We start from the raw sequence: 16978 nt of genomic DNA, 5'->3' as shown, positions 1-16978 counted from the left end.
GAAAACACAATCTCATGCTGGACCGCCTCACTCAAGATACACGCCTGCTGCGACTGACCACGCCGCAGGGCGCCGCGCAGCTTTTGGTCGAATGCGTGCGCGGGGAGGAGGCGATCGGCAAACCCTTCGTCTTCGACGTATCAACGCTGTCCACCGACGCTGCGATCCCGCTCAAATCCCTGCTTGGACAACCGGCCTTGCTGGAACTGGTGACTGCCAACGGCCTGGCAGCGCTGCGCCCGTTCCACGGCCACATCACCGCCATCGAATTGAGCGGTTCCAACGGCGGCCTGGCGCGTTACGCGGTGCGGCTGGAGCCATGGACTGCCTTCCTCGCACAAAACCGCGACAGCCGTGTTTTCCAGGATATGTCGGTCTGCGACATCCTCGATGCCGTACTGGGAAGCTGGCAAGGCCAGGGCACGCTGGTGCCCGAGTGGCGTTTCGAACTGTCCGACCGCGCGGCTTATCCAAAGCGCAGCCTGTGCACCCAATACCAGGAAAGCGACTGGGCCTTCGCCGAGCGCCTGATGGGCGACGAAGGCCTGTTCTATTACTTTGAACACCGCAGCGACGGTCACGTACTGGTGATCGCCGACCACAATGGCGCCTTCCAGCCAAACGCCCAGGCAGCAGTGCGCTTCACCCAGGCCGGCGCCGTGATGCGGGAAGACAGCATGGACCGCTGGCGCATGCAGGCCAGCCTGCTCACCAGCGAAGTCGCACTGCAAAGCTGGGATTACCGCTCCTTGGACCAGCGCGCCTCCAACGCGGGCAGCGCGGACGATAGCGGAATACCACTTACCGCACGCGACGTGCCCGGCGCTTACGCCTACAGCGGCCGCGAACACGGCCAGCGCCTTGCCGAACGCCGCCTGCAGGCACTCGACGTCGCGCGAAAAAACATGACTGGTGCAGGCACCGTGCGCACCATGGCGCCTGCTACGCGCTTCGCCCTGCAAGGCGAACCGGTGACGGGCGGCAGCGGCGAGTTCATTGTCATCCGTGTGCTGCACCTGATGCACAACAACCTGGCAGCGGAAACGCGCTCGAATATCCAGCGTGAGCTGGGCCAGGCCGCACTGCAATTGCTGAACGACGGCGACCTGGCTGAGAGCCGCCACGCAGTCGGCAACGCCATTGCCGAGCGCCCGCTGTACCGCAACCGCATCGACGCCATTGAAGCCGCCCTGCCCTACCGCAGCACGGCACCGTGGAAACGCCCCAGTGTGCAGGGACAACAGACCGCCATCGTAGTCGGCCCCTCCGGCGCGCCAATCCACACTGACCGCGACCACCGTGTCAAAGTGCAGTTCCACTGGCAGCGCGGCGCCAGCAGCCATAGCCGCCTTGCGCCATCGCTGCAGGCCGGCGATGCCGGTGCCCCCGCTGACGACAGCGCCGGCACCTGGGTGCGCGTCGCCACGCCGCTGGCGCCTATCGCTGGCGCCAACTGGGGCAGCAATACCCTGCCGCGTGTCGGCCAGGAAGTGCTGGTTGACTTCCTCGAAGGCGATATTGACCGCCCCGTCATCATTGGCGCCCTGTACAACGGCGACGGCCAGGCCGACGCGCAGCACAACAAGGTCAGCGCAGGCACCGGCGCCGCCACTGGCAACGCGCCTGTATGGTTCCCCGGCGCATCCGGCGGCCACGCACACCCGGCTTCCCTGTCCGGCCTGAAAAGCCAGGCCATGCAAAGCAGCCAAGCTGGCGCCGGCGCTTACAGCCAGCTGGTGTTCGACGATTCGCCAGGCCAGTCACGCGTGGCCCTGCAACGCCACGCCAGGCCGCACCAGGGCACCGCGGAACTGAACCTCGGCCACCTGCGCCATCAAAGCGACAACCAGCGCCTGCATGCAGTCGGCTTTGGCGCGGAACTGAAGACCGAACACGCCCTCGCCCTGCGTTCCGGCCAGGGCATGCTGCTCTCGACCCACGCGGCGCGCGGCGCCAGCGGCAATGTGCTGGATGCACGTTCCGCGCAAAACCAGGTTGAAAGCGCCAGGCAGCTGCAGGTCTCGCTGACCGACCAGGCCAAGACTCACAAAGCCGACTTGCCAAAGCAAAAGGAAACCGACAAGCTTCCGGTAGCGGAAGGACTGCAACGCACTGCGGATACCCTGGCCACACGCGCAAACGGCGGCGCACCGGCCTTCGACGCCCCGCTGCTGCAAGTTGACAGCCCATCCGGCATCGTCGCCGCCACACCAGTCGACGCCTTGCTTGCGTCCGAAACATCCAGCAGTGTGACCGCCAACCAGGACATCAACTTCGCCGCCCAGGCGAACCTGCTGCATTCGTCCGCAGGCGGCATCAGCCTGTTCACCTACGGAAAAGCCAACGCCAAGGAAAAGCCGAACCAGGAAACCGGCCTGCACCTGCACGCCGCGAGCGGGAAGTACAGCAGCCAAAGCCACACTGCCGCGACGACGCTAACGGCTGATAAGAATATCGTCGTGAGCAGCGCCACCAAGGAAGTAGTTGTCAGCGCGCGTAATCACGTTCTGCTAACCACGCAAGGAGCAGCAATTCGCATTGAAGGCGGAAACATCGAACTGTCCGCGCCAGGGAAGGTCGAATTCAAAGCCAGCATGAAGGAATTGGGTGGCCCCGCACACATGACCATGGCACCTGTCGCGCTGCCGGTTCCAAAAGAATGGCCAGCGTTAGACGCCGTCGGTCCACACAGTCTTCGTTTCGCTACTATGGGCGCGGACGAGCTGTTAGGTACTGGGGTATGGGCTGGCGAACCATTCGCCATCTTTGATGAAGATGGAAACGTACTTGCAGAAGGCACCGTTCCCGAAGATGGGCGGCTGCCACGCGTGACGACTGAAGGTGCCCAAATGCTGAAGCTTCGCCTTGGCGATCCTCAAGGTGCCGAGCTCGTCGAGCAAAAAATGATTGTAAGCGAGCGTGTTTTTGAACAGGATGACGACTCCACCGAGGAAGACGAACATCTGTCAGAAGTCGATGGAAGTGACGACATCGAAACGCTGACGTCGAATCGCTACTATCGTGAGATAGTCGCTGCAACAGAACACCATCATGACGAATTCCTTCCCGAGTCCGTTCTCCTTGCTTTGATCAACGAAGCTTCCTGATTACCCTTTGTACCTGCACCAGCTATGACTCGGTTTATTAAAGCCTCGTATAACGCGAAATTAAAAGTCGCTCAGTTCATCACCGATGACAATCGTGTGCTCATACGTTCGGGCGGCTCACTGCAATGGCGTATCTCCAACGCAGGAGATCTCGCATCACCGATGAAAGATGGGAAGCCGGCACCTCGCAAGACAAAGAACTTTATTGGCTTCGCCAAGCCTGAAAAGAGCAGACTCCATTTCTTCATTTTCCCCGATTACGAGACGGGACGCGCTGAGCTCAAAGCGAGTCTGCACCGTCAGCATATCAGGAAAACCATCAAAGAAATGGTCTACGATTATGTGCCGCCGTCAGACGGCAACGATACCGAGAAATACATTCGGGACCTCTGCAATGAAACGGGTTTCAGTAAAGACTTCCGGCTGGATCAAATGGATGTAAAGCAGTTTGCCAATCTCATGGATGGCATTGAAAAGCTAGAGGGCTATCACCAGGATAAAGATACCCGCAAAGAAGTCTGGTGCCCGATTACGCAGATCCAGGCTGGCAACGGTACTCAACCTGTCGAAGGTGAGCAACTGGTCGTTCGCAGCGAGGGGAACGAGACCACGTATACCTCCAATGCTGCGGGCCTCTTCCCGCCCATCGTTCATGGTAAAAAGCCCGCTGAACTATTTCACAAGACACCCCACGGCGACCTCAAGAAGTTAACCGACCTGCATCCTGAAACAGGACAACGCTTCAACTTGATAAACAAGTTTGCTCAATACTTTGGTGCGACCGCTCCTGTTAAAGCTCCGGAAAACCCTATCTTCAACAAGGAGCCGTTCCTATATAAAGTAAAAGAAAAGGACACACTTGGACGCATTGCGGGTCGTTTCAAGCACCTCGGAGTAACTGTCCAACGCATCAAGCAGGACAACCAACTCAAGACTGATACCATTTATAAGGATCAGATCTTGGGGATCAACATGCCTCCTCCAAGTGTGTTGCCTGCTCAACCTGCGAAGAAGGCTCCAGCACCCAATGCAGCACCCAAGAATGCGGGCAATACCTCAGCGTCATCTGTAATGCCTTCGGCAGCGCCAAAACAGTCCGCAACGCCGATAGCGCAACAGGAAACGACTACTCCAACGGCGCCGCCTACTCCTAAGCCCGGCCCCAACAATCCAGCTCCTCCGAAAGGGCAATCGAATCCAGTAAAATCTGAAGCCCCCCCCAAAAACCAAGCTGCCGAATCCGCACCTGCGGTTAGCAATACGACGCCTGCTCGCTCGAAAGAAGGTAAAGGTGAAGCGATTGCGCTTATCAAACCTGACGATGGTCTGGTTCCTTGGATGAAATATGCAATCGCCGAGGCAAAGCGATGGAGTGGAAAAAGGGAAGCCGATATCGAGAAGAGCAACAATTATCACAAAGTGATTCAAGACACAAAAGTGACGATGATTGATACTCCGAACGCGTGGTGCGCAGCATTTGCAAACTGGTGTTTAATGAGCGCTGGCTACCCGATTAGGAACCCGAAGGAAGCAGGATATATTGACCAGGCGGATTTAAGCCGTGCCAATGGTTTTAGGAAAGTATATGTCAAGGATAAAGTGCAAGATCCTGTCGTTTTAGACGCCAAAGGAAAGCCGAAGAAGGCAAAAACAAAGACTCATCTTGAGGTAAATCCACTCTACTTTAAGATCGAAGAACCGGTCTACGGGGCCATTGCAGTAGCAACAAGTCCACACGGTCACGGGCACCATGTTGGGTTTGTGTATGGTAGGTCTGGCAAAAACAAAATTTGCGTTCTCGGTGGGAATCAAGACGATGCTATCTGTTTCGCACCTACTACCGAAAAAGAGGTTCTAGAAACCGAGTCAGTCAAAAAGAATGGCAAGACGGTGGAAGTAAAATCAAAAAGCGACCATTTGGAATTCTATTTACCCGTTTCCTACGCCAAAACCTATGAGAAAAGCCCAAAAACCTTAGACGATGTCGACTTCACCAAGCTTAATGCAGAGATAAGCTTCGTTCACAGTAAAGCCGGTGCACTTTCCCGCACAAGATAATTTTTGATTTACTAAATTTGTCGCCATGAACTTTTTCGCCAAACTTTCGGCCATTACCATCATTTCCCTGTCCTCCCTGCCTGCGGTTGCCGGATCTCGCTCAGGCCCTCATGTGATATGGGTTAATCTCTCGCAGAATGAGTACCTTGAAGCTATCATAGACAAACGAATGGCGGAGCAAGATGATTGCCTATCACCAAGTGCTTCATTTACCCGCCTGCCGAGCTGGATTTCTGTTGACCTTATTAGAAAGGGAATTCTAAAGAATGATAAGGGCGCAATTGCCAAGCTGGACACGCTAATGCGCAAACGCTACGACGACTATATCTATGATGGGTTTGATGGAATCATGGTATACGACGAAATCTCTGGCCCCCGTCTGACAAACCTCGTTCGTGGTCGAAAGTACACAATCGACACGAAGTTACCCGCACAAGGGTCAGAGTCTGCTCAATGGGAGGAATTCTGCAAGTTGATGCCTAGGATCAAACGACCGATTTAGGTGAAATGGCTAAGGCCACTGTCACGACCGCGGAAAGGTTCTTAGTCTCTACGGAGCCTACCGTTATCTCCCTTCCGTTTCGACAGAAAGCTGCTATAGCTCCGCCAATCTTTCGCAAGACTGGCCGGGGATCAACATGCTGCACACATCTCGTCCGCTACAATTTGCGTACAACGTCGAACGCGAAGGGAAGAACAGAGCGGAATGGTTTGGCCGGGAACTGGTTGGCTTCGCCCGTTTTTCCGGCCCTGGCAAGCCGCTGATGTACAAGCGCCCTGACGGCAAGCCGATTTGCATCATGGATTACACGTAGACGTCCCTATGAACTTGAAGATAAGCAGACTGGCTTGTTGCCTTGTTTCGGCACTGGCAACCTCCTTCGCAGCCATTGCGAATGCAGGTGCCCCCGGTGGCCCATATGTTATCTGGGTCAATCTATCTGAGAACGCAAGTATTGGGAAAGCAATTGGATCGCGAATAGATTCCAAGAGCGACTGCGACTACGCTGGATTGATTGTCGTTCCGCTTCCTGACCAGATTTCGAAAGATCTAGTGAAAAGCGCGATTCTTGATAAGAATAAGAAATCACTCAAGATATTGAAAGCTCAATTAAAGAAGCCATACAGTAGCCTGATCTCTGAAGGGTTTGACGGACTCATCGCCTACGATGAAACCAATGTGCCAAGGATCTCCGCAGCTTCATTGGTTTGGCCGAACGTAATTGGCGAAAATCTGGGGCGCAACTCGAGTGAAAAGGATCAATGGGAACTGTTCTGCAGCTTCATTCCTCCAGTAGGCAGATCCGGTCTATGAGACATGTAATTTTTTCGGCCATCCTCCTCGTTTGTCTGCGTATCGCGATGGCCGCGCCGCACTCAGTCTGCCAACTGGTTGCTAAGGAAAAGGGGCCTGTCGCATTTTTGCTTGACCCGCAGGGAATTATCAGTCGTGGCCCGATTGACGTCGGCAAGATCGGCTACAAATGGCAAAACACCGGCCATATCCTTGTTCCTACCGGCTACAAAATGGTCCTTACCCCGGCCAGGTTGAAAGTGACGAACTGCCGGGAAGACTGTCTCGTTTTGAAGGAAATGCTCCCCATTTGTAAAAACACCCGGACATACGGTGTGGATTTTGTAAAGGCCGACAAGAGCGGACCTTCTGACAAATCCTGGCTGCCATGGAAGTTGGATGACAGCACAGGAATTTTTCTGGTCGAAGATCCGACCTCGGATTACGACATCACGGTTCACTACAAATTCGATTCACGAGTTGTCGGCGAACTGTACGATCCAATGAAGCAGTAGGAGTTCTGCAAGCCCGTAACATGAATCACTCGCCGACCAGTCGCAAACTTAAATCAACGCTGGCTTTCGTCTTTTCCGCCTGCTTTGCCAGCACAAGCTTCGCTTACGAATTCGAGAACGGGGTCCCATTGACTCTCGGTTTTCAGTTGGGCGAAACAACCGTCAAGGACGTTCACATTTGGCTCACTGGCCATGACGTAGAGGTGGCGGTCTCGTTGGAAAATAGTACAAGGCAGCCACAGTACGCGGGCTTTTACGCGGCAACCCCGCTGTTCGTGTACCTCGGTGAAGGCGAAGAAAATTCGGACAAGACCTTTGCGGAGCTGAAGGTTTTCCACGATGGGAAGCCAGTAGGTGTATCACGTCACCACCGCGGCTATTTCTTGGGGCAGGACATTACGCATCTTCTTCGAAAGGCTGGCGTTGATCCAATTCCATCGAACAATGGCGATTGGCGAAGAATCGAAAAGCTGCCACGTCTTCAAAACCTCCGCCTGGACAACTGGCAGGGCCAAGTCACCTTTGGTTGGAGTGCGCGGCTTGCAGCCGAGTCAACGGCGCTCGAGACAATCAGATATACCGCGTTGCCGAGGTTTGGACTGGAGAACATCGACGCGGACTCCTTTGCACAGCTGGTGCAACAGCACTGCGGCTCACCCGGTAAGCTGAGGGACATGATCCATCGGGCAGCGCCAGAGGAATCACAAGTGTTGGCGGAAGTTTTCGAGTTTCCACTTCCCTTCCTGGCGGTGCAGGATACGCGTTTGACAATTGCGCAGCCGGTGAGAAAAGTGCCGGGCGGACGCCGCTTTGCCACCCTGGCGTGCGGATTTGATGGTGCCATGGCGGTACCGTCGGACGGCGTGATTCGCAGCGCTACTTATTCAATTTCAATCCTGGTTGTTTCCCTATTGTCCGGCGCACATGAAGTAAAGAATGCCGAGCATGAATAAGATCTCACGAATTAGATGCGGAGTCGTTTTGCTTGCCACGGCCCTCGCCAATGTCGATGCGCAGGCACAAATGGAAACCTTGCATTACAAGGTGGGCAATGTGGCCTTCACCGAAGATGCGCTCCATATACAAATCCAAAGCAAGCCTGAAGTACGGATCGAGGTGCTGCCGGGTGGACATACATGGCCACTCTTGCAGCTCGACGAATCGGGGCGGATCCTCGCGGGACGCAACGCGATTGATCCTGCAACGGGAGAACACGCCGCCGCACTCAAGGAAGACACACTCGACACAGTATTGTTCCCCAACGAACTTGCAGTGACGCCGACAAGCAAAGGCTATCGGGTACGCCATCATCAATCGCAATGCACCTTGCCGTACCAAAGACTTGGCGCCCCTGGCGGCAAGTCTCCGTTCAAAGCCCTGCAGGTCGCGAACATCAAGTTCGCCGCATCGGAAAACAAAGTACTGGCCCTTGTAACTAGCTTCTTGAGCGATGGCCAGAGCAGCCGGTATCACGTACGTTCTATCGATCCGCGAACCTGCAAGGTAAGCCTGGTCGCGAAACTTGGCGATCCGGATTTGCTGGTGGAGCTGGGGCAGTCCAGTCATGGCGGCTGGTGGATCACCGGCTCCATCGAACAGACTCTCCTGACCTCGAAAGATGGCAGGAAATGGAGCAAGGTGAAACTGCCGGAAGGATTATCGTCGCTGGTGAGCAGCTACGTCGTGGATGGCAAACAAATCTGGCTGGCCGGTATTCTCGATAATTCAGACGACTATCCGAACCTGCTTGTCTACTCCGCCGATGGCGGTGCTAGCTGGACCAACCTGAAGAAGAATGATCCCTTGCTTGCGAAAGTTCCTGCCGGTTGGCTGGAAGGGCAAAAACGCAAAGTAGCCCAATAGACGGCTGGCGCCGGTCAGCGCCAGCCGGTGCCGGGTCTCATGCGCCCGTCGCAGTCTTCTCAAGCTTGCTGCGGCTGTATACGCGGCATTCGTTTTTCTTCCAGCGGCCTTCACACACACGAATGCGGCAGCGGGCTGCGTCCTGCTTGCCCTGCTTCTTGCATTGATCGAGTGCCTTCGACAAGGAGATGCGGGCGTTCGCTGAAGTATCGTACTTGGCGTGGGCGACCAGAGCCGCCAGAAGCTGAAGGTCATTCTCCTCTTCCGCGGATGGCGGCGTGGCGGCTGGCTCGGATTCCCTGGCTGGCTTTTCCTTCACTGCGGGCTTACGCGCGGTCTTCGGCACCGCAGGTTTGGCGGCAACAGGTGCACCGCTCTCCAGCATCTGCTTCAGCGATTCTTTCGGCTTGGCGCCGACAGGCGGCGGAGCTTCGTCAATGATGGCCGCGGCTTGCGGCGAGGGCGCATTCAGCGCGGCGAGCGGCGAGTTGTCAGCCGCTTGCAAAGGCTCCGTTGTTACCACGCCTGCCGCAGCCGGGGCGCTGGCGACAGCCGTTGCTGCGGCAGGCACGGCGGCCGGGGCTGGAGCCGAGGCCGGAGCGGGTGCGACAGCCAGCGTATCGGCGGCCGATTCGCTTTCGCCGAACGACATGAACGCCAAGGCGATGCCGATCACCAGCACGCTGACGCCGCCGGCAATCCACAAATGTTTGCGGCGCGGCGCTTCCGCAGCCGGTGGTTCGAATGCAGCCGCCGGCGCCGCAGGTTGATTCTCTAGAGCATTTTGCTGCTCAGCCGTAAGCAGGCTTGGACGGCCTGCCGGTTTCCGGGTTTCGTTACTGGATGACAATGGATTACTCCTGGCAAAGGTTATCATTAATATACTTTACCTATGGAAAAAGGTGCGCACTCTAGGGCGAACCTCCTTTGCCAGGGGTGCGCACGATTGAAATCCTGGCAAAAGCGGATTATCAGAACTTCAAGATATACTTTCCCGCAAATAATTTATTGCTAAGGCGACACACGCCTGCCATGTTGTCAAATTGGTAATTTAGATTCCAGGGGTTAATTTTGGTGTTCGTTGCCGTCGTGCTGTATTTCCTGCTGGCTTGCGCGCTGAGCTGGATGGTCCTGTTCCCTGCCGGGCGGGCCTACGTCTCGCGCCGCCTGGAGCTGGTAGGCAGCCGTTTTCAGCGCAGCGTGCAGAACATCGCGCGCCGCGGTGGTGTGCAGGCGGGTGCGCTGGGATCGGAATCGGCACTGGCCGTGCGCCAGGGCGGCAACTTCCTGCGCGAGCACAAATGGACTGCGGTCGCAGCGTTGGTGATCATGCTGCTGCCGGCGGGCGTGGCATGGATGGCGAGCAGCCGCACCATGGTGGGTGGCTTCGATGCGCCGGTGCGCGAAGCGAACCAGCAGGTAGCGGATCTGCTGCATGGCGAGCAGCTCGTGCCGCCGCCTGCCCTACCGCCGATGCTGTTCATGACGCCAGAGGTGGAGGTCGTGCGTCCTAACCTGGTGTCTGCAAGCCGCGACTGGGCCTTGCTGGATAAAGAATATTCGCAGCGTTTGCTGCAGGCGTTCCGCATCATGAAGGAGCGCCATGGTTATGACATGGCCATCCTGGAGGGCTACCGCAGTCCCGAGCGCCAGGATGCGCTGGCGGCACAAGGCAGCAACGTGACCAATGCCAAGGCCTTCCAGAGCTGGCACCAGTATGGCCTGGCCGCCGACTGCGCCTTCCTGCGTGACGGCAAGCTGGTGATTTCGGAGCGCGACCCTTGGGCCATGCGTGGATACCAATTGTTTGGTGAAGTGGCGGAGAGCCTCGGCCTGACTTGGGGCGGCCGCTGGAAGATGATGGATTTCGGCCACACGGAGTTGCGTGTGGACGGCGTGAGAAAGAAATAGGAGTTGCGGTGTGAGGCAAGCATGCAGAATTGGATGAAACGCAGTTTGATGGTGGTCGGTGTATTCGGTCTTTGCTGGATTGCGGCCGTTTGGTACTGGCGCACCACCACGCGCATGCCCGACACAAGCGACCTGGCGCTGGCCATGCTGGTCATGCCGCTGACGCTGATCGTGGGGATTGTGGTGGCGCGGAAGACTTTTGACGCCCCGGCTGCGGTGCCCTCGGGTGCAGGCGGCGCGCAAGCGCCAGCAGCAGCGGTGCAGGACGGCCAGGGTGCGCAGGGCGTGGCAAACACGCCTGATGCGGCCGCACCATGGACGCAGTTCGCTGTCGCCGCTACCGCGCTGCGCATGGCGCATGGCGATTCGCCGGCTGAACTGGCGGCCGCCATCGCCGAAGGTGAAGCGCGCCTCGACCTCGATCCTGAACTCACCGATTTGCAAGGCTTCCCGCTGCTTGCCGGCCGAGTAGCAGACATAGCGCTGGAGCCGCTGGAAGAATGGCTGTCTACAACTGCAGCCGGCTCCGCGCACACCGTCGGCACAGCACATGCGCGCCATGGCGCTGGGTGGCGATATCGCAAGCACCCTCGCTTCGCGCGCCACGGAGTCCGGCAGCGAAAGCGTGCTGCAACTGCTTCCCTTGCTGCCACCGGACTGGCCGGCCACCACGCAGGTATTGGCTACGCGCTGGCTGGAACACTCCGTTGTCGAAACCGGCTGGCCGCGGGAGCGGCTGCTTGTCCGCCAGCCAGCGGCTGCGGCGCACGCTTCCGCGACTTCCGCACCGCCAGCTCCGGCGACGCCGCTTGCCGCGCTGCGCGCCGTGTCGGCCCAGGCGGCGGACGCCAAGGCGCCAGCACTTAACCTGCTGCTTGCCTGCGGCTCCGATATCGATGCCGAGGCTATCGAACACCTGGCCATCAACGGCAAGCTGTATGGTTCGCGCAATCCAAACGGCCGCATGCCGGCGGAAGGCGCGGCAGGCATCCTGCTGCAGTCGCGCAAAGAGCCCGGCGAAGAATTGCGCCTGCTGGCGCTGCACGCCAAGGAAGATGCAACGCTGCGCGAACTGGCCGAAGAGGCCCTGGCGCAAGCCGATGGCCAGCAACCAGCCTACGTTGCAGCCGATACCGATCACCGCGCAGGCCTGATGTCGGACCTGATGCAATGCGTCGAGGCCACTGCGCCAGGCCTGGACGCCAACACTTCGCTGGCCTGCGTCGGCGCAGCCTGCGGCCACACCGGCGCTGTCGGTGCACTGGCCGCGATAGCGCTGGCCCACGAACAGGCCATGCAAAGCGGCAGCCTCGCGCTTGCGCTGGCCAACAGCGACCCTACCCAACGTTACGCCTTGCTGGTCGGCCCTATCCCGGCCCCGGCAAGTAAAGCGCCATCCCTTAGCTAACCTTGCAAGAGTAAATAATGATGCACAGAATCCGGGAAATCCTGACCTCGCGCACCGCCTTCCTGATCTACGGCTGGCTTGCCTTCGCGGCATTCCTGCTGGTGACGGCGGTACTGCTGGAATTGCCTTACAGCCTGGCGTTTGCCGTGCTGGCAGCCGCCCTGCTGCTTGGCATAATGGTCTGGTCATGGCGCCGCTACCGCGCGCGCCGTGCCGCCACCCAACTGGGCAGCATGCTGGAACAGCAGGCCGTTGCCGCACCGGCCAAGGCCGAACCGGCGCCGCGCCACGAAACGGAAACCCTGCGCAAGCGCATGCTGGATGCGATCCAGACCATCAAGACCTCCAAGCTGGGCCTGCGCTCGGGCAGCGCGGCGTTGTACGAGCTGCCTTGGTACATGATCATTGGTAACCCTGCCGCCGGCAAGAGCACGGCGATCGCCAACTCCGGCCTGCAGTTCCCGCTGGCCGGCAGCCGCATCGTGCAAGGCGTGGGCGGTACCCGTAACTGCGACTGGTTCTTCACTACCGACGGCATCCTGCTCGATACCGCGGGCCGCTATGCGGTCAACGACGAAGACCGCGCCGAGTGGTTCGGCTTCCTCGGCCTGCTGAAGAAGTATCGCAAGAAAGCACCGATCAACGGCATCATCATCGCCGTCAGCATCGCCGAACTGACTGGCAAGCGCCCGGAGTTCGCGATCGAACTGGCAAAGAACCTGCGCCAGCGCGTGCAGGAGCTGACCGAAAAGCTGGAAGTGCACGCCCCGGTCTATATCGTCTTCACCAAGGCTGACCTGATCAACGGCTTCACCGACTTCTTCCACGATACGGAAATCGGTGAACGCGACCGCGTGTGGGGCGCCACCCTGCCCTACAGCAAGAGCCAGCCGAACGAAGACTTGCTGCGCCAGTTCGATGCGCGCTTCGACGAGTTGTACGACGGCCTGAAGGAAATGAGCCTGGCCAATATGGCCTTGCAGTGGCGCGAACGCCTGCCGCCCGGCGTCTTCACCTTCCCGCTGGAATTCAACTCCGTCAAGGCACCGCTGCGCACCTTCATCGCGACCCTGTTCGAAGAGAATCCATTCCAGTTCAAGCCCGTGTTCCGCGGCTTCTACTTCACCAGCGCGCTGCAGGAAGGCGAAGGCGTTTCCGCTACTTCGCACCGCGTGGCGCAGCGTTTCGACCTGAGCCTGCAGCGCGAAGAACACCATGGCAGCGAACAGCAACACGGTTATTTCCTGCTGAAGCTGTTCCGCAACGTGATCTTTGCGGACAAGAACCTGGTGGCGCAGTACGCCAGCCCGGCCAAGACGCGTATGCGTTATGCGGCCTTCTTCGGCGCAGTGGCGCTGAGCGGCCTGCTGCTGGGCGGCTGGAGCTGGTCCTACATGGGCAACCGCACCCTGGTGGCCAATGTGCAGGCCGACCTGGACAAGGTTGTCAAGCTGCAGAAACAGCGTCCGGACCTGGCCGCACGCCTGGAAGCGCTGGAAATCCTGCAAGACCGTATCGAACAGCTGGACCGCTTCCGCGACAACCGTCCGATGTCGGTCAGCCTGGGGCTCTACCAGGGCGCTTATCTGGAACGCAAGCTGCGCGAGGAATACTTCGCCGGCGTGCGTGAAGTGATGCTGAAGCCAGTTGGCCAATCGCTGGAAACCTTCCTCGGCGAAGTCAATGCCAATGCGGAACGCCTGCAGCCGCTGGCGCGCAATGTCGCTGCGACGCCTGCCGCCGCTGCAGCGCCAGGCGCGGCATCCGCGACCGTGGCAGCTGCGGCAGCGCCTGCGCCGGCAGTGCCGCAGCAGTTCAAGGACGCTTCCCCTGAAAATGTGGAAGACGCCTACAACGCGCTGAAGACCTACCTGATGCTGGGCGATAAATCCCGTGCCGAAGCAAGCCACCTGAACGACCAGCTGACCCGCTTCTGGCGCGTGTGGCTGGAATCGAACCGCGGCGCCATGCCGCGCGAACAGATGATCCGCAGTGCCGAACGCCTGATCGCCTTCTATCTGTCCGAGATCAACGATCCGTCCTGGCCGACGGTCGACAGCCGCCTGGCCCTGGTCGACCAGTCGCGCAACACCCTGCGCGGCGTGGTGCGCGGCATGCCGGCGCGCGAACGTGTGTATGCCGACGTCAAGGCACGTGCCGCGACCCGCTTCCCTTCCATGACCGTGGCCCGCATCGTTGGCGACCAGGACCGCGAACTGGTCCTGGGCAGCTATTCGATTTCCGGCGCCTACACCCGCGCGGCATGGGAAGGTTATGTGCGCGACGCCTTCAAGGAGGCCGCCAATCACGAACTGCAAAGCGCCGACTGGGTGCTGAAAACCGCAGCCAAGGACGACCTGACGCTGGAAGGCAGCCCTGAGCAGATCCAGAAAGCCCTGGTCGACCTTTACAAGAACGACTATGCCAAGGAATGGCAGAAGTTCCTGCAGGGCGTGGCGATCAAGGACCTGAACGGCTTTGAAGCGGCAGCCGCCGCAATGAACCGCCTGGGCGATCCGCAGACTTCGCCGATCTCCAAACTGGTCACCACCGTGTACCAGGAAACTTCGTGGGACAACCCTTCCCTGCTGGATAGCGGCCTGCAGCGCGCCCAGCGCGGCATCGGCGACTGGTTCCGCGAAACCATCCTGCGCCAGAAGCCTTCGCAGGTGAACATCAACCTGCCTGCCAACCCGCAAGGCCAGCCAGGCGCTCCGCTGCCGCTCGGCCCGGTCGGCAAGGAGTTTTCCGGCGTGGCGCAACTGGTGGTCGTCAAGGACAACAATGCCTCGCTGATGCGCGGCTATATGGACAGCCTGGGCAAACTGCGCGCGCGCTTCAACCAGATCCGCAACCAGGGCGATCCCGGCCCTGGCGCCAAACAGCTGATGCAGCAGACGCTGGACGGCAGCGGCTCCGAACTGGCTGACGCCCTGAAATATGTCGACGAGCAAATGCTGGTCAGCATGAACGACCCGCAGAAACAGGCTATCCGCCCGTTGCTGGTGCGACCGCTGATGCAGACCTTCGCCGTCATCGTGCAGCCGACCGAAGCCGAGATCAACAAGGTGTGGGCGGCACAAGTGCTGGAGCCGTTCCGCCGCGACCTGCAAACCAAATACCCGTTCGCGACCGAATCCAAGCTGGAAGCAAGCAATGCCGAAATCGGCCAGGTGTTCGGTCCGGAAGGCGCAGTGGCAAAATTCTTCAACACGACCATCGGCCCGCTGGTGGTACGCCGCGGCGACGCGCTGAGCGCCAAGACCTGGGCCAATATGGGCATTACCCTGTCGCCTGCCGTCGCTACCGCCTTCCCGGGCTGGATCGCGCCGCTCAGCGCCAACGGCGTCGCCAACCAGGCCGCCAGCAGCGAAGAGGCGCAAACCCGCTTCGAACTACAGACGGTCGCCGTGACCGGCGTCAGCGAATACACCATCGAAATCGACGGCCAGTCGGTACGCTGGAAAGGCCAGCAACAGCCGTGGGTGTCGATGGTATGGCCTAACCCGCAAGGCGTGCCTGGTTCGCGCATTACCGCTTTCACGCCGGATGGCAGGAAAGTGGTGGTGCTGGAAGAAAACGGGCACTTCGGCTTGAAAAAAATGATCGATGCGGCGCAGCGCAAGCGCCGTCCGGACGGCAGCTTTGAGCTGAACTGGACCAACGGCGGTGTGACCGTGGCAGCCAACCTGCGCCTGTTGCCTTCCGCACCGGCACCGGTTGCAGCGCCGGTCCAGGCCAGCCAGGGCTTCCGCAAACTGCGCCTGCCTGACGCCGTGGTCGGCGGCCCGGCACCGGCCGGCGCCGGTGGCGAGCCAGCGATTGCGGCCGCCGGAGGTGCGCAATGAGTCGCGCTGCTGCTATCGGTTACTTCGGCAAGATCCCGAGCCGCGCCGACTTCGTCAAAGGCGGCAGCGATCCGAAAGTGCTGCAGATGATGGACGACTGGATGGCGCGTTCGATGGACATGCTGAGCATCGACGCGCGCTGGAAGCTGACGTACGACGCCGTGCAGCCGCTGCATTTCGCGCTGTTCGGCCCGCGCCGGCGCGCGGCGATTGCCGGCCATATTGCGGCCAGCAGCGACCAGTCCAGCCGCCGTTTCCCGTTCCTGATGGCCGGTAGCATCGATGTCGACGAACCGTCGTCCTTCGCTGCCAACAGCCCGCTGGTGCTGACGCGCCTGTGGAATCGCCTGGAAAACCTGAGCGGCGGCGTTCTGTCCGCAGAAGACGCCGCCGCGCCGTTGCAGGCTTTGAACGGCAATACGGTGGAATTGGACACCCGCGCCAGCGCCTACGACGCCGCGTTCGCCGATTTCCTTGAACTGCAGACTGTCGGCGGCCTGGACGCCATGCTGGCGCAGGCCGGCTTTACCGGCAGCGTGCGCCAGGTATTGCTGGCGCTGGGCATCCTGCTGCAGCCGGTGATGGCCAGTAGCTCGAGTCGCCTTGAAAAAAGCCTGGTGCTGCCGTTGCCGACCGACCCGATGTACCGCTACCTGGTTGCGGCATTCTGGATGCACATGGTCACGCCATTCCTGGCGCGTGCCGACTTCGAACTGTCGCTGTTCGTGACAAAACTGGACGACAAGCCGGTGCTGGTACTGGGTTTCAGCGGCGCGTCGCCGCAAACCCTGCTGGGCATCATGGACCCGCAAGTCGGCGAAGGCCACCACATTGCCTTCGACGACGTCGCCTGGGTCGAGGACCAGGTCAACGAAGACTATGCGATACAGAAGGTATCGGCCTACCTCGCCAATCCCGGACTCTCCCTGAAATCTGCGTACGACTCGTTGCGTACTTCCTTTATCGGAAACTGA

14 protein-coding genes are annotated in these 16978 nt (G+C 59.4%); 13 read left to right on the top strand and 1 reads right to left on the bottom strand.

All coding sequences use genetic code 11. The features are described from left to right. The first annotated feature begins 14 nt into the window (after nt 1–14). The 8 genes from ACQ4MM_RS20940 (at nt 15) to ACQ4MM_RS20905 (ending at nt 8837) form a co-directional block, all read left to right on the top strand. Nucleotides 15–3107 (top strand): type VI secretion system Vgr family protein, encoded by a 3093-nt coding sequence (locus ACQ4MM_RS20940; protein WP_431479167.1) that lies wholly within the window; start codon nt 15–17, stop codon nt 3105–3107. A 24-nt stretch (nt 3108–3131) separates the two neighbouring features. Beyond that, on the top strand, nt 3132–5165 hold the full coding sequence (locus ACQ4MM_RS20935; protein ID WP_431479166.1) for a LysM peptidoglycan-binding domain-containing protein: 2034 nt from the start codon (nt 3132–3134) through the stop codon (nt 5163–5165). A gap of 25 nt (nt 5166–5190) precedes the next feature. Further along, entirely contained in the window at nt 5191–5667 is a 477-nt protein-coding gene (locus tag ACQ4MM_RS20930) for a hypothetical protein (RefSeq protein ID WP_431479165.1), read from the top strand. Between the two features lie 136 nt (nt 5668–5803). Beyond that, nucleotides 5804–5980, top strand: a complete 177-nt coding sequence (locus tag ACQ4MM_RS20925; RefSeq protein ID WP_431479164.1) for a hypothetical protein — start codon at nt 5804–5806, stop codon at nt 5978–5980. 8 nt (nt 5981–5988) lie between these two features. After that, nucleotides 5989–6480, top strand: coding sequence for a hypothetical protein (locus tag ACQ4MM_RS20920; RefSeq protein WP_431479163.1), 492 nt, complete (start codon nt 5989–5991; stop codon nt 6478–6480). Next, entirely contained in the window at nt 6477–6974 is a 498-nt protein-coding gene (locus tag ACQ4MM_RS20915; protein WP_431479162.1) for a hypothetical protein, read from the top strand. The genes ACQ4MM_RS20920 and ACQ4MM_RS20915 overlap by 4 nt, the downstream gene beginning before the upstream one ends. A gap of 20 nt (nt 6975–6994) precedes the next feature. Next, a complete protein-coding gene (locus ACQ4MM_RS20910) occupies nt 6995–7927 on the top strand; it encodes a hypothetical protein (RefSeq protein WP_431479161.1) in 933 nt (310 codons plus the stop codon). After that, nucleotides 7920–8837 carry a hypothetical protein gene (locus ACQ4MM_RS20905; RefSeq protein WP_431479160.1) on the top strand — a complete coding sequence of 306 codons (918 nt, stop codon included), beginning with the start codon at nt 7920–7922 and terminating at the stop codon, nt 8835–8837. The genes ACQ4MM_RS20910 and ACQ4MM_RS20905 overlap by 8 nt, the downstream gene beginning before the upstream one ends. A gap of 37 nt (nt 8838–8874) precedes the next feature. Here the strand turns inward: ACQ4MM_RS20905 and ACQ4MM_RS20900 are convergent, their stop codons facing one another. Further along, entirely contained in the window at nt 8875–9687 is an 813-nt protein-coding gene (locus ACQ4MM_RS20900) for a hypothetical protein (RefSeq protein WP_431479159.1), read from the bottom strand. Between the two features lie 221 nt (nt 9688–9908). Here ACQ4MM_RS20900 and ACQ4MM_RS20895 point away from each other — a divergent pair, with 221 nt between their 5' ends. From ACQ4MM_RS20895 to tagF, 5 genes are read left to right on the top strand one after another with little or no spacing between them, the layout of a single operon-like run. Continuing rightward, the gene (locus tag ACQ4MM_RS20895; protein WP_431479158.1) at nt 9909–10748 is read left to right on the top strand and encodes a M15 family metallopeptidase; all 840 of its coding nucleotides are present in this window, start codon (nt 9909–9911) and stop codon (nt 10746–10748) included. A 33-nt stretch (nt 10749–10781) separates the two neighbouring features. Next, on the top strand, nt 10782–11615 hold the full coding sequence (locus tag ACQ4MM_RS20890; protein ID WP_431479157.1) for a hypothetical protein: 834 nt from the start codon (nt 10782–10784) through the stop codon (nt 11613–11615). Continuing rightward, complete coding sequence (locus tag ACQ4MM_RS20885) at nt 11575–12156, top strand: hypothetical protein (protein ID WP_431479156.1); 582 nt, start codon at nt 11575–11577, stop codon at nt 12154–12156. The genes ACQ4MM_RS20890 and ACQ4MM_RS20885 overlap by 41 nt, the downstream gene beginning before the upstream one ends. Before the next feature lie 20 nt (nt 12157–12176). After that, a complete protein-coding gene (gene tssM / locus ACQ4MM_RS20880) occupies nt 12177–16004 on the top strand; it encodes a type VI secretion system membrane subunit TssM (protein ID WP_431479211.1) in 3828 nt (1275 codons plus the stop codon). Continuing rightward, nucleotides 16001–16978 carry a type VI secretion system-associated protein TagF gene (gene tagF, locus ACQ4MM_RS20875; RefSeq protein WP_431479155.1) on the top strand — a complete coding sequence of 326 codons (978 nt, stop codon included), beginning with the start codon at nt 16001–16003 and terminating at the stop codon, nt 16976–16978. The genes tssM and tagF overlap by 4 nt, the downstream gene beginning before the upstream one ends.

The organism is Massilia eburnea (genome assembly GCF_050709955.1).
GTDB lineage: Bacteria > Pseudomonadota > Gammaproteobacteria > Burkholderiales > Burkholderiaceae_D > Rugamonas > Rugamonas eburnea_A.
Note: the sequence above shows the minus strand (reverse complement) of the source record. Positions and strands in the feature narration are given on the sequence as shown.